The 13,198-nt window shown below is 57.6% G+C and carries 13 protein-coding genes; 2 read left to right on the top strand and 11 right to left on the bottom strand.

Annotated elements, in window-relative coordinates:
* The 8 genes from H5T64_04770 to H5T64_04805 all read right to left on the bottom strand — a co-directional run bounded on the left by H5T64_04770 (nucleotide 1) and on the right by H5T64_04805 (nucleotide 7,890).
* Nucleotides 1-780, bottom strand: coding sequence for a YhfC family intramembrane metalloprotease (locus tag H5T64_04770; protein ID MBC7263654.1), 780 nt, complete (start codon nucleotides 778-780; stop codon nucleotides 1-3).
* A 13-nt stretch (nucleotides 781-793) separates the two neighbouring features.
* Entirely contained in the window at nucleotides 794-2,242 is a 1,449-nt protein-coding gene (locus tag H5T64_04775) for an NTP transferase domain-containing protein (GenBank protein MBC7263655.1), read from the bottom strand.
* Between the two features lie 70 nt (nucleotides 2,243-2,312).
* Nucleotides 2,313-2,660, bottom strand: a complete 348-nt coding sequence (locus tag H5T64_04780; protein ID MBC7263656.1) for a PTS sugar transporter subunit IIB — start codon at nucleotides 2,658-2,660, stop codon at nucleotides 2,313-2,315.
* A 22-nt stretch (nucleotides 2,661-2,682) separates the two neighbouring features.
* Nucleotides 2,683-3,006, bottom strand: a complete 324-nt coding sequence (locus H5T64_04785; GenBank protein ID MBC7263657.1) for a PTS sugar transporter subunit IIB — start codon at nucleotides 3,004-3,006, stop codon at nucleotides 2,683-2,685.
* Between the two features lie 32 nt (nucleotides 3,007-3,038).
* Nucleotides 3,039-3,890 carry a carbohydrate deacetylase gene (locus H5T64_04790; GenBank protein ID MBC7263658.1) on the bottom strand — a complete coding sequence of 284 codons (852 nt, stop codon included), beginning with the start codon at nucleotides 3,888-3,890 and terminating at the stop codon, nucleotides 3,039-3,041.
* Complete coding sequence (locus H5T64_04795) at nucleotides 3,887-5,134, bottom strand: PTS sugar transporter subunit IIC (protein MBC7263659.1); 1,248 nt, start codon at nucleotides 5,132-5,134, stop codon at nucleotides 3,887-3,889. Before H5T64_04795 ends, H5T64_04790 begins: the two co-directional genes overlap by 4 nt.
* A 17-nt stretch (nucleotides 5,135-5,151) precedes the next feature.
* On the bottom strand, nucleotides 5,152-6,516 hold the full coding sequence (locus tag H5T64_04800; GenBank protein MBC7263660.1) for a 6-phospho-beta-glucosidase: 1,365 nt from the start codon (nucleotides 6,514-6,516) through the stop codon (nucleotides 5,152-5,154).
* Nucleotides 6,517-6,618: 102 nt separating this feature from the next.
* On the bottom strand, nucleotides 6,619-7,890 hold the full coding sequence (locus H5T64_04805; GenBank protein MBC7263661.1) for a PTS sugar transporter subunit IIC: 1,272 nt from the start codon (nucleotides 7,888-7,890) through the stop codon (nucleotides 6,619-6,621).
* Between the two features lie 436 nt (nucleotides 7,891-8,326).
* Between H5T64_04805 and H5T64_04810 the strand changes: the two genes are divergently transcribed.
* The gene (locus H5T64_04810; GenBank protein ID MBC7263662.1) at nucleotides 8,327-9,181 is read left to right on the top strand and encodes an MBL fold metallo-hydrolase; all 855 of its coding nucleotides are present in this window, start codon (nucleotides 8,327-8,329) and stop codon (nucleotides 9,179-9,181) included.
* A 99-nt stretch (nucleotides 9,182-9,280) separates the two neighbouring features.
* On the opposite strand, the gene H5T64_04815 is transcribed toward H5T64_04810, so the two are convergent.
* From H5T64_04815 to H5T64_04825, 3 genes are all read right to left on the bottom strand, one after another.
* The gene (locus tag H5T64_04815; GenBank protein MBC7263663.1) at nucleotides 9,281-9,700 is read right to left on the bottom strand and encodes a GNAT family N-acetyltransferase; all 420 of its coding nucleotides are present in this window, start codon (nucleotides 9,698-9,700) and stop codon (nucleotides 9,281-9,283) included.
* Between the two features lie 74 nt (nucleotides 9,701-9,774).
* Nucleotides 9,775-10,647 carry a VIT1/CCC1 transporter family protein gene (locus tag H5T64_04820; GenBank protein ID MBC7263664.1) on the bottom strand — a complete coding sequence of 291 codons (873 nt, stop codon included), beginning with the start codon at nucleotides 10,645-10,647 and terminating at the stop codon, nucleotides 9,775-9,777.
* A complete protein-coding gene (locus H5T64_04825; GenBank protein ID MBC7263665.1) occupies nucleotides 10,644-12,389 on the bottom strand; it encodes a proline--tRNA ligase in 1,746 nt (581 codons plus the stop codon). Before H5T64_04825 ends, H5T64_04820 begins: the two co-directional genes overlap by 4 nt.
* 142 nt (nucleotides 12,390-12,531) lie before the next feature.
* Here H5T64_04825 and H5T64_04830 point away from each other — a divergent pair, with 142 nt between their 5' ends.
* Nucleotides 12,532-13,158, top strand: a complete 627-nt coding sequence (locus H5T64_04830; protein MBC7263666.1) for an MBL fold metallo-hydrolase — start codon at nucleotides 12,532-12,534, stop codon at nucleotides 13,156-13,158.
* The last annotated feature ends 40 nt before the right edge of the window (nucleotides 13,159-13,198 follow it).

Raw genomic sequence — 13,198 nt, forward strand, 5'->3', positions numbered from 1 at the left:
TCACCGCGACGTCATCCGTTTTCTCTTGGTCTGCACTGATGCTGAAGATAACTGTTTGTTTAGATACTGCCAAACAATGAGGATGAGTGCGCCCTCGAAAATAAGGGCCAGGATGGTGGGCAGCAGCCCTTGACCATCCAGGCCGACCATGATGAGATTGTAAGTCAGTTCGATGCCGGCATGTATCAACATGGCATAGCCCAGGAAGATCCACTTCCTTCTCTGGAGAGAGAGACCCACCAATGCTCCCAAGCCGGCGTTGAAAAGCAAAAGGGCCAGTCGGTCCACCAGCGAGGCCACTGCGGCCAGGCTCAATTCCGCGAGGGGAGTAGCCGCCATCTGGGCCAGCAAGGGGGTAGAGATGTCACCCAAAATCAATCTCATCCCCGCTCCTATCATGGCGAAGCCGAGGAAGATCTTGGTGATCAATCCCACGCCCAATCCCACCGCTATACCAGAGGGTACAAGCGCAGCGCCCTCTAAACGCTTGTATCTCAGAACAAGATATTTCATCCCCTCTACGAATATCCCGGCCCATAATGCGGGGATGACAAATTGCAATGCTCTGCTATACGCTCCGGGAGAGGAGGCCAGTATCTGGCGCGCCAGACTGGATACGAAATTCATCGGCAGAAGGGCGACCAATAGTCCCCCCGTTCCCCACCAGACCAGAGTCCTGTCGGTCGCTGGTGAACGGCGCAGGATGAGGAACATCACATACCCCGGTAGGAGAATGAAGAGAAAGCCCTGTGAACTTAGGAGTAATCCCCTGGCGAACAAGAATGTCTCCTTTCTACCACCCGTATTTCTCAGGGCCCCAGTCTTTGCGGATCACTTCCTGTTTGAGGAGGAGCAGGCTTCGTTCCGGCACATCCCCGTTCACCACGACGCCTGGGCCAATCGCAGAGTAAGCCCCCACCTTGGATCCGGGCATAAAGATCACATTGACCCCTGTGCGACAGAAATCACCAATGAAAGTGGCGTCAGAAGCGAAGCGAGGGGTCTCCCAGCGTCCCTTGATTCTGTGGGAAGCAGGGCGATCATCGAAACGCAGGGTGCCATACACAGTAGCGGCCCCCACGTCCACCGCCTCGCCCAACACCCCCCACAATTCACAATAGTGAACGATGGAACTGCGTCCGAAGACTACTCCATGTACTTCGGCGCAGTGCCCGACCTTGCAGCGCGGCCCGATGCTGGTATGGTCGCCCAGATAGGCGTAGTCTCGAACCGATGTCCGTGGGCCAATGTAAGTATTGGCGCCCACAATAGCGCCGCTGGTGACTTCGGCGTTCCTCTCCACCCACGCATTGCCCCGGAGAACCACGCCCGGCCCGATGGTTGCACCCTCGCCCACTACCAGATGGCCATTCACGTCCGCCCGTTCAGAGACGTGGGCCGTGGGATGGATGTGGTCCTGCGTGAGGGCCTTGCCCAAGAACTCCAGCCAGACATAGTTGGCGATGAGAATATCCCAGGGCCTATCTATGTCGAGGGCGAAAGCAGCCGGCTCCACCGTCCGCACCGTCAGACCATCCTCCACCATCATCTGCAAAGTCTGCGCTAGGTCGGCTTCGTCCTGTGGAGGCATGCCACCGGAGGGAATGGAGGGCACGTAACCGGGATGAGCCTGCAGGTAAGGGAGCACTTGTTGGCGGTCGAAGGCGAAAGCGCCCGCCAGCCGGTGTGTGACACTGTGTCGGGGGTGGGCGATCACCTCTTCTACCTGGCTATCTTTCACTCTCACTGCCAGGTGGATGGTCAGGTCTTCCAATTGGTCCAACGGAACCACGAGAGCGAGGGATGTCTCTGGTGACTCCCGGTGCGCGGCCAGCAAATTGGGCAGGGTGGCCGGATCGAGAAGCACGTCACCGTACAGGGCGAGGATGTACCTGTCTTCCAGGCTCTCCAGGGCGCGTTGCAGGGCAGGTGCGGTGCCCCGTGGGGGGTCAAGGACCAGCACATCTATCTTGGCCTCAGCAACAGGCGGGATGTCCGCCTCCCGTATACCCACTGCGCCGAGGGGCTGTGACCCCACACCCGAAGCCAGATGGCGCAGGCGGGGCGCAAAACGGCTGTTGGCGACGATCAGGATGCGAGAGACACCCGCTCTCCGCAGGCTCTCAATCTGGTGTCGCAAGAGTTCTTTACCGCCGATAGGTATGGCAGCCTTGGGTCGGGTGCTGTTAAAAGGCCAGATCTTAGTGCCCTCGCCTTGGGCCAGAATAACCGCCGTCTCCAAGGTATAAATCCCCCTTTCCGGCTCAGGGAGCGTGGGTTAGGGCAGCCCTTAGGGCTTTTGGGCTCAAACCCTAAACCCCGGCCCCTTTGGGCTTCACTGCGCGCCTGATCTGCTCGAAGAGTGCCTGCCCATCCACCATCCCATAGGTGACTGGTTCAATGTCTTCCACAGGGATGCCGTGGGGGGCAGCGGCCTGGGTGATGGAGCGCTTCTTGAACCGCACCTGGGGGGCGATGAGCACCATATCCACGGGGTTGGCTGCGAAATCATAGATGGCCACCTCTGCAGCAGACAAGAGCACCATCTCTAGTTCGATTCCTGCGGCTTTGGCAGCGTCGGTGGCTCTTGCTGCCAACAGGCTGGAGGACATCCCCAAGGCGCAGAACATTAGAACCTTGATTTTCTCCTGATCTTCCATATGATTCTCTCACCCGTCTACACTATTTTTTCACTGCTTGTCTGATTTGCTCGAACAGTTTTTCCCCATCCACCATGCCGTAGGTAACCGGCTCGATGCCCTGGACAATGATGCCCAGCGGTTCCGCCATCTGGGTGATGGCACGCTTCTTGTAGATGACCTGCGGGGCCACCAGCACCATGTCCACGGGATTGGCTTTGAAGTTGTAGGTGGTCACCTGTGGCACTGGGATGGCGTGGATCTCCAATTCGTGTCCACACCGGCGAGCAGCCTCAATGGTCTTGGCTTCCAGCAGGCTGGAAGACATCCCCGCTGCGCAAACCAGCAATACTTTGTAAGTGGCCACCTTTTCCTCCTCAAGGCACTTGAGCGAGATATTCACTCGCACAGTATCCGAAAGGTCACCAATTCGATATCCAAGTCCTCTATCAAGGCCCGCACCTGGGGGTCACAGAGCAAAGTTAACTCGCGCTCTCGCTCCTGGGCATAACTGCTGTGAGCCAACAGTTCTTCGTCGGCCAGGCCGGGGTGGGTCATCAGTTCGCTAACTCCAGGGGCCAATTGCGGCAAAGCAGTCAGTAGCCACTCCAGTGTGAGTTGTTTCTCTCCATAGAAGTCGCCCACGAAGTGATCGGGGTAAGTCAGTTTGCGCGCGCGCACCAATTGCCAATTCTGGGCCACTACCTGGCGTATTATGTCCAGGGGGATCTGGTTCCCCAGCACTGCTGGGGGCTGGGCGCTCTCTATAGACTCTTCAGGGGGCAAAGGCATGCGCAATGGCAGATGGTATTTCTCGGCCAGTTCCAGGTAAACGCCGAAGAAGAGGGGGTGAATGTGGGCCGGGTGGTGGCAATCCAGGTGGTCTGGTTCTCGTCCGCAGGCGCGGAAGGCCTCGATCTGAGCCACCCACTCGGCACGCAATTGGCTCAAGTCCACCTGCGCTGCGCGCATCAATTGCACTTCAGGTCTGTAGAATTGGCCATTCGCATCCACGAGCGTGGAAACCTCTTTTGCCGGTTGCAGTGGCGACCCGAATGTAAAATTCAGGTGCACCCCCACTCCTAACCTCGGATACTGTGCTGCCAATCGCAGTGCTTCCCGTGCGTAGGGCAAATTCATCATCGCGGTAGTGCTGGTAACGATGCCCTCCCGATGGGCGCGCAGGATCCCCTCGGTCACACCAGGCGTGCGGCCAAAATCATCGGCATTGACAATCAGTTGCCGCTTCATTCCTCCCCTCCGGCTGGCACCTCCACCCTGATCATCTGTGCCTCATAGACCCGATAGAATGGATACCAGATGGCAGTATTGATAATCAGATTCATCGCTGCCAAGAGGATCGCTTTCCAATCGCCCGTAGCCATATAGGCCCCGATGGGGAAGGGGAGAACGAAAGGAATGGCGGCATAGACCCGCCCCACCAGGTTCAGAGCCATAGCCGCATAGGCGATGGTAGTGGTCACAAGCGAACCGAGGATGAAGGGAATGAAGAGAACGGGGTTCAGGACAATGGGCACGCCAAAGACCACCGGCTCGTTAATATTGAAGATGGCTGGCAGCAGTGCTAAACGTCCGACCTGGCGCAGACGGGCGGACTTGGAACGCAGCATTAGGATGACTAACCCCAAGGTTCCACCTACGCCGCCGATGGCGACGAACCAGTAGACCAGCCCCTCGGTGACAATATGGGGCAACACTGCTTCCCCGCGCGCCGCAGCATCGGCGTTCGCGGCCAGCAGGGGCAAGATAAGGGGCAACAGGATGGAACCGACCACCGCTGCCCCGTGGATGCCGACGCTCCATAGGAGGTTGATCAGTAGCACGGCCAACAGAAGAGCCGGCAACGTGTCGGCAGCGCTCAGCAGTGGGCGCACAACGGCAAGTACTACGTCATGGATGCTGATTCCCAAGAGGACTCGTATGACCCAGATAATCAGGATCGTTACCGCCGCTGGGACAATAGCCTGGAAAGGAGCGGCGATGCCTGGAGGTACTCCCGGCGGCATGCGGATGGTCAGACGACGCTGCGTGAAAAAGCGGGTCACTTCGACAGTGAGCAGGCCCACCAAAATGCCGACGATCAATCCTTCGCCGCCCAGGAAACGGGAAGCGATGGTGTACTCCGTCACCGGGCCCTCGGCTGGGTTACCCAGGAGGGTCACCGGAATGGAGAGTAAGAAAGCGGAGACTGAGACAAGGGCGGTGGTTAATGTGTCTAAGCCATACTCATTGGCCAGAGCATGAGCGACCGAAAAGGCGGCGGCCAGTCCCATAATACCCATAGTCAAGTTGAAAATCTCGAAGAATTGTTGGCCGAAGCCAATGAAACCACTGAAGATGCCGAAGATGAGGGCGAAACTACCGACCATGATGATGGGCATTACTCCCATCATCCCATCACGGATGGCACGCATGTGGCGTTGTTCCGCGATGGCCACTAACGATGGTATGAGGCGAATGCGAATCCAGTCCATTGAGTTCTCCTCCCCATTCAGTGCAATGGCGGGAAAAGATCGCCATGTGCTTCTATGTAATCGTCCAGGATGCGTTTGGCGATCTCATAGGTAGGCACCAGCGGGTGTAGGGCCAGGGCTTTGAGCGCGAGTTGGTATGAGCCCGAGAGTGCGGCCTCGATGGTCAGGCGCTCGAATTCCTTCACTTGCTTCATCAGCCCCAGGGCATGGTCGGGAACAGAGCCGATGGCAATGGGCCGCACGATAGACTTGCCCAGGTAGCAGGTGACCTCTACCACGTCTCGTTCATTCATGCCGGCGATGGCCCCCCGGTTGGGCACATTTAGGATGGAGATGCCCCGACGTACTCCCGAGAGGCACTCTATCACCCCAAGGGCCACACCCTCGTATCCCTCTTCCTCCAGGGCCGTTTCCAGCCCTTCGATTTCCGGCTTGTGTCCGGTCTCCACGGTCATATAGGTCTCGCCGCGTTTCATCAGGTAGGCCATATAGGTCTGCAGAATCTGCTCTTCGCTTGCCCCGTCATCACGCAGGCGCTTCAGTTCGGCGAAGAGCCACTCGTTCAGCTCTTGGATCTGCTCTCCCCGGCTTTTCCCGGCAGCAAGGATGTGTTGTACAGCCTGGGCATTATGATAGTAGAAATACAGGTATTCGTTGGGGATCAGACCCAGCGCAGCGATGAACTTGTGGTCAAAGGGAAGTCCTGGGATGGGTTTACCTACCTTGACTAGGCTGGCGATGACATCTGGCAGGACATCTCGGCCATTGAGGTATGCTGCTCGCACCCAACCCAGGTGGTTCAGCCCGAAGTATTCTAAGAAAAGGTCCTCCGCCGCCACGCCCAAGGCGTGAGCCAAGGCCCGATGCATAGCCGCCGGATTGTCGCAGATGCCGACCACGCGTTGGAAATCGCTGTGGTTGGACAGGGCTTCGGTGATCAGCCCGGACGGGTTGGTGAAATTGATCAGCCAGGCTTGCGGCGCCAATTGGGCGATCAGTTTGGCGTAATGAAAGATCACCGGGATAGTACGCAAGGCCATGGCAAAACCGCCCGGTCCGGTCGTCTCCTGGCCCAACACACCGTAGCGCAAGGGCACGCGCTCGTCGGTTACTCGGGAGCGAATGCCGCCCACGCGGAAGGTGGTCAACACGTAGTCGGCGCCCTCGATAGCCTGGCGGGCATCGGTCGTCCAGATCGTGCGGAAAGTGGCTTTCCCCTCACGCAACACGGGCTGGCTCACCATCTGGATGAGGGCTAGATTCTCAGCGTTGATATCCATCAGGTAGAGGTCTGTGAGGCCCAACTTTTGCTGATGGCGTATTACCCCTCGCAACATGAGCGGGGTGCGGACTCCGGCGGTGCCGATAATAGTTAGTTTCAAGGCATTACCCCACGGTGATGTATTCGCTTTGTCTCAGGGAGAGGGGAGGGTGCCACCTGGTACCCTCCCCTCGGGTGGTCGAAGTTGTAGGCTGGGATATCCTTACGCTCCCTCTTTCTCCAGCACCTGACGCTCCCAGGCACGGAAGAACGGGTACCAGATGATACCCGGGATGACGAACTCGGTGATGATCCCCAGGATACTTGCTTTCCAGTCGTAGCCGGTGGCCAGGTACATCAGGATGGGCGTGGGCAGCGTCCAGGGAGCAGCAACAGCGGTCGGGCGCACAAAGCCGATCACGTGGGCGATCCAGGCCACAGTGGTGTTGAGGAAGGTGATGACAATGAAGGGGATAGCCATCACTGGGTTGAAGATGACCGGCGTGCCAAAGGTGATGGGCTCATTGATGTTGAAGATGCCGGGCCAGATTCCCAGCCAGCCCACCCGGCGCAGCCGAGCGGACTTGGAGCGGATGAGATAGATAGCCAGCGGCAGGGTAGCACCGGAGCCGCCAGGCACGACATAACTGCGGAAGAGGTCAGTGTAGATCCAGGGCAGTGGCTTGCCCGCGGCCAAAGCCGCAGCGTTGTCTGCTAGGTTGCTGGTCCAAATGGGCGAGAGCACGATGCCGATGGTCAGGTCGCCGTGGATACCGAGGGTCCACAGGAAAGCATGGATGCTTTCGGCGATGGCCGCCGCCACATAAGAGGAAGCGGCAGGCACGATGTGGGAGAGAGCCACGACCACCCCATGGGCTACATCAATCCCTAGTACGACGCGCACGAGCCAGGCTAGCAGGAAAGTCACGATGGCGGGGATCAGGGCCACGAAGGCGGCTGTGATGGAGGGCGGCACTCCTTCCGGCATTCGGATAACCAGGTTGCGCTTGACGAACCAGTTGTAGATCTCCACCGAAAGTAGGGCGACGATGATGGCGGTAAAGAGGCCCTGGTTATCGAAATAGGTGCCGGGCAGACCCTGCTCACCCCACGCGCCCAGAATTGGACTGGCAATAGTGATGAAAGCCAAGAGTGACAGGGCGGCAGGCATCAGGGGGTCGAGTCCTTTACGTCGTGCCAGGTGGTAGGAAATAGTTACGGAGGCGAACAGGGCCAACAAGCCATAAGCCATGTTGAAGGGCACCCACAGTTTGCTGGATAGTTCGGGGTTCGCATCGAGGAACTCCAGCCAACTGGGGACGGGGAACTGCAGGATGAGCAGGCTGAAGGCTCCAGTGATCAAGAGGGGCATCAAACCGGCTAAGCCATCCCGGACGGAGGCCAGATGCGGCTGGTCAAACAACGGGGCCAGCGCTTCCATTGCATCGGACAGCCTGTCAGCCCAACTTTTCTTCTCCCCAGATACAGCAGCCATTGCGGATACTCCTTTCTTGATTTAATTAGGAAAATGGTCCACTGCAGAACAAATTGTTGGTTTCTTTCTCACCTCCTTTATGCCCAATTTTAGCGCTTGATGCCACCGTGGCTCATCGCCGTGTCTTCCGCGCTACTTGAGGCAGTGTGGTTCACCATTTTGTGAACTCATCACCATGAGCAGGCAATTGAGGAGAAGATTGGAGCCAGACCCGCCTGCAACTTTGCCACCCTAACCCTTGCAATTGATATTTTACCACTGAAGAGGGTCTCTGTCAAGGGTTTTGTGCATTTCTCATGTTCTCAGGCGACTAGTGTAAAGTTAGATTGCTGTTGACACCTTCGAAAAATCACTTATTTTCTTGACTTTCGTCTTAATCTGTGCTATCTTTGCCCGTGAACCGTAGTTGGGGACGGCAAGATCGGACGAGGGGAGTATGAGACGGGAGAGAATCGCGGAGGACATCTTTGTCTTCACCAGCGACTTGTACGCCCAAGTCAACGCCGGGGTGATTCTCACCTCGGAGGGTACGATCATCATTGATACCCTGCCCTTCCCTCAGGAGACGCGGGAGTTGCTGACTTTCGCCCGTCAGTATGGCAGTGGTGGCATTCGCTACGTCATCAACACCCATTATCACTCCGACCACACATACGGCACTTATCTTTTCAGCGGTGCGGAGGTCATATCCCACCGCCTTTGTCGGGAGAAACTCCTGCGCTTGGGTGAGCAGAGCCTGACCGAAGCCAAACGCGAGACCCCTGCCCTGGCCGAGGTAGAATTGCGCATTCCCAACATGATATTTGACAATGAGATGTATCTGCATCTGGGGGCGCGATCGCTACGCCTCATTCATTTGCCCGGCCACACCCCAGATTCCATCGGCGTCTTTGTCGAAGGCGACAAAATCCTCTTCGCTGCCGACGCGCTCCTGCCCGTGCCCTACATTGTCTGGGGCGACCGAGAACAAATGGCCGAGTCGCTCAGAACCATCAAGAACCTGAGACCCGACAGCGTTATCCAAGGTCACGGGCAAATCATCCTGCGGGGCGAATTGGGCGAGGAGGTGGATTCCAGCATCGCCTATCTGACCAACATCTACCAAGCGGTCAAGAGGGTTCTGGACAAGGGTCAACCTGAAGAGGCGCTGGGAAGCATTGATATCGAGGAGTGTGGCAAATCGCGCATCCCGCTGGATGGCCTCGTGCGCCAACTTCACCGGGGGAATTTGATCGCTCTGTACCGCCAACTGAAGGAGGGGAAGGAGAAAGGTAAGGCTCGATCCCAGTGATGAGGGTGCATTGCTCTGATAAAGGGATTTTCTCGTGATAAGCGCCACGTCCTCCATGGGGAGGACGTTTCTATATGCGGGCATCACTCGGGTTCAGGCTTACTCGCCGATCACTTTGTCAATGGGATGGGCCAGCATCACCCGGGTGGTCTGGCGGAAAGACATTTTCTTCCAGAACTCGAGGTTATCGCCCGGCACGGTGACCATGAGGCTGGTGGCTCCCCGCTCCTTGAAACGGCGGGCTGTCTCGCGCACTAAGGCGGTGCCGATGCCGCGCCGCTGGTAGTCGGGATGTACGGAAACGATGTGGATGAGAGCCTTCGAGCCGTCGTAAACGCCGCGGCTCATGCCGACGGGTTTGCCATCCTCCTCTGCTACCAGGAACACGGCAGCCTGGCACTCCTGCACGCGGCGCATAGCCTCAGGGCCCTCGCTCTCAGGGTCACCGTACTGGAGATTGGCCTTGAGGATCTCCACAATGGCTTCGCAATCCTCAAGTCGAAAGTCGCGTATGCGCATGGGGACCATCCTCTTCTACCGTTTGCTAACATTGTACAACCAAGCAGGTTGGTTGTCAATGACAGCCCGATCCCTCAGATATCAACGCCCAGGAAGGTGCGCATAAGGAAGCCAAGCAAGAAACTGAATGCCGCAACTCCCAGGCTCACCCCTGCCATCTCAAAAAACCGCCTAGTAAATGGTTCGTCTTTGGCTACAGAGACATAGTAGTTGAACAGGGCAATGATCAAGATGGCCCCGACCAGCGTGCAACTCAAACACAGGTAGTAGTTCGTGAGCAGCAGGTAAGGAAGGATGAGGAGCAGAACGGTGGCCAGATATGTCACTCCCGTGTAAATAGAGGCTCGCACCGGATTCTTGACCGTCTTCTCTGCCTTCGTGGACAGGTACTCGGAGGCCGCCATAGATAAGGCAGCGGCGATGCCAGTGATCGAACCAGTCAGGGCAATCAGCCTTGTGTCTTGTAGCGCCAAGGTCAAACCAGCCAGCGCACCGGTCAATTCCACCAACGCATCGTTTAGACCCAACACGATGGAGCCGGTATAGCGAAGTCTTTCTTCGTCCAGCAATTGGAGCAACGCCGCCTCATGATGATTCTCATCCAGAAAGATCTCATGTGCTTCGGGGATCACTTCCTCTAACTGCTCGTAGTGTTCTTGGGCATCTTCCTCTCCCCGCTCCATCAGTTTGACGGCGAAGGTGAAGCCGAAAACCCGGCTGATCCAATAGTACTGCCAGATCTTCCACTGGCTCGGGGTTACATCCTGCTGGGTGTAGTTGCGCCACTGGCGATAGTGGCGCAACTCATCATCGGCAATGTCCTCTAATATCCGTCGGTTTTCAGATAGTTGGACTCGCCCAGCCAACTTTTTGTAAATGTGATGCTCGGTGATCTCATTTTTCTGATAAATCAGCAGTCTTTCACGCAGGTCGTCGCTGATGTTCATTGTGCAGTGTCCTTTGGGCAATATTCGTTGTTGGGTGCTCTGAGCATTGCGTCGAGTTCTGCAAAGAGATCATCCCGTTTCACTAAGCGTCCTCTCGCTTCATCCCGGCGCTTGATTTCAATGCCGTCTTGGGCCAGTGTGCGCCGGCTGATGGTCAGACGCCAAGGGATGCCAATCAGATCTGCGTCGTTGAACTTGACCCCTGCCGTCTCGTCCCGGTCGTCGTAGAGGACTTCGTACCCCCGTTCCTCCAGTTCCCGGTACAGTTTCTCTGCCTGCTCGACCACTTCTGGTTCATTGGTGCTCAGAGCGACCAAGTGAATCTGGAAGGGTGCAACAGACGCTGGCCATACGATGCCTTTCTCGTCGTGATGCTGCTCCACGATCGCAGCCATGAGCCGCCCGGTGCCTATACCATAGGAGCCCATGACAATGGGTCGGGCTTGTCCGTTCGGGTCCAGATAAGTTGCCCCCACCGCCTCGCTGTACTTGGTCCCCAACTTGAACAGGTGTCCGAGTTCGATGCCCCGTACCGCGGTGAGTGCCCTCCCGCATTTGGCACAGGCATCGCCGGCTCGCGCCAAGGCGATGTCCACCACCATATCCGCTGTGAAGTCGCGGGGATAGTTGACGTTTTTGAGGTGGTAGCCCTCTCTGTTTGCCCCGACCACAAAGTTGCTGCCGGCGGTGATGGATTGGTCGGCGATCACCCGTGCGCTGCCTGTGTAGCCCACCGGCGAGGCATATCCGGCTACGATCTCGGCCTCTCGGAGGGCCTCATCGCTGGCCGGCTCTAGTCCCGTCCCGCCCAGCACGTTGGACAACTTGACCTCATTCACGTCCAGATCGCCACGGATCACGACAAAGATGACCTGGCCCTCGCTCGTGGTGTAGAAGACGGCTTTCAAGGTCTGTCGAGTGGGCACCCCCACGTATTCGGCCACACTCTGAATCGTCTCGCACCCTGGCGTGGCCACCTCCTCGATTGGCTGTTCAGGCTGTCTCTCCTGCGGTGGCAGGGCGAAGATGGCTTTCTCTGCGTTGGCTGCGTAGCCACAGCCTGGGCAGAGGATGAGGGTGTCCTCGCCCTCCTCGTTCACGATCATGAACTCGTGGGAGATTGCGCCGCCCATAATACCGGTATCCGCCTCCACTGCGATCGTCTCTACGGCGCAGCGTCGGAAAATGTTCGTGTAAGCCTGGTACATGCGCGGATAGTATTCGTCCAGACTGGCCGAGTCGGCATGGCAACTGTAGGCGTCTTTCATGGTAAACTCTCGGGCTCGCAACAGGCCGCCCCTGGGCCGCGGCTCGTCGCGGAATTTGGTCTGAATGTGATACACCATCAGCGGGAGTTGGCGGTAGGAGTGTATCTCGCGGCGTAGGAGGTCGGCAACGACTTCCTCGTGAGTCATAGCCAGGACCATTGGCCGACCTGCACGGTCCTTGAACCGCACCAGCGCCGGGCCTGGAGCGTGCGCATCGTAGCGGCCAGTGGCTATCCAGACTTCGGCAGGATTGACCACGGGCAGGCTCACTTCTTGTCCTCCGATGGCGTCCATCTCTTCGCGCATGATAGTCTCGATCTTGCGCAGCACGCGCCACCCCAGAGGCAAGTAACTGTAGATGCCCGCGGCAAGCGGACGGATCATCCCGGCCCGCAACATCAGTTGATGGCTGATGAGATCAGCCTCCGCTGGCGTCTCACGGAGTGTACGGCCCAGAAGTCTGGAGAATCGCATAGTTGCCCTCCCATGATTGCTTCGCGGTTGAGTGAAGTTTACTCATTTCCTGACCCTGTGCAAAAAGAGAACCATGGATTTGGCTTCTCCTGCCCCTTTCAGATATAATGGCGGACAACTTTCCCTTCGTTGGAGGCTAACGTTGTTCATCGAAACACTCGTCGTAGGTCCATTGCAGGCCAACTGCTACATCGTGGGAGATAAGGCCACCTCAGAAGCGTTGGTGATTGACCCTGGCGGTGATGCCGATAAGATACTCGATGTCATTGCCGAATTGGGCGCGACTGTCAAAATGATCGTGAATACCCACGGGCACGTGGATCACATCCTGGCCAACGGGCGGATCAAAGAGGCCACCAATGCCCCCATTGCCATTCACGCCGCCGACGCGGGGATGTTGACCAACCCCCTGGCCGCTTTTTCATTCTTGCTCGGCGTGCTGAAGCCAAGCCCGCCTGCCGATGTGATGCTCTCCGAGGGCGACGTGCTGGATGTGGGGGGTGTTCATCTCCGCGTGATCCACACCCCAGGCCACTCTCGGGGAGGCATCTGCTTGTACGAAGAGAAAGAGGGCGTGGTATTCACTGGCGACACGCTATTTCAAGGGGGCATCGGGCGCTTTGACTTCCTCGGCGGCAGCCGTCAGACGCTTCTGGATAGTATCCGCACCAAGTTGCTCACCCTGCCGGATGAAACTGTCGTCTACCCGGGTCATGGCCCGGCCACGACCATCGGCCAGGAGCGACGATACAATCCCTTCTTGATTTGAGAACAGTCTGAACCACCCTCGCGCCCACTCCCATATCTCC

The organism is Chloroflexota bacterium (assembly GCA_014360825.1).
Lineage (GTDB): Bacteria > Chloroflexota > Anaerolineae > UBA2200 > JACIWT01 > JACIWT01.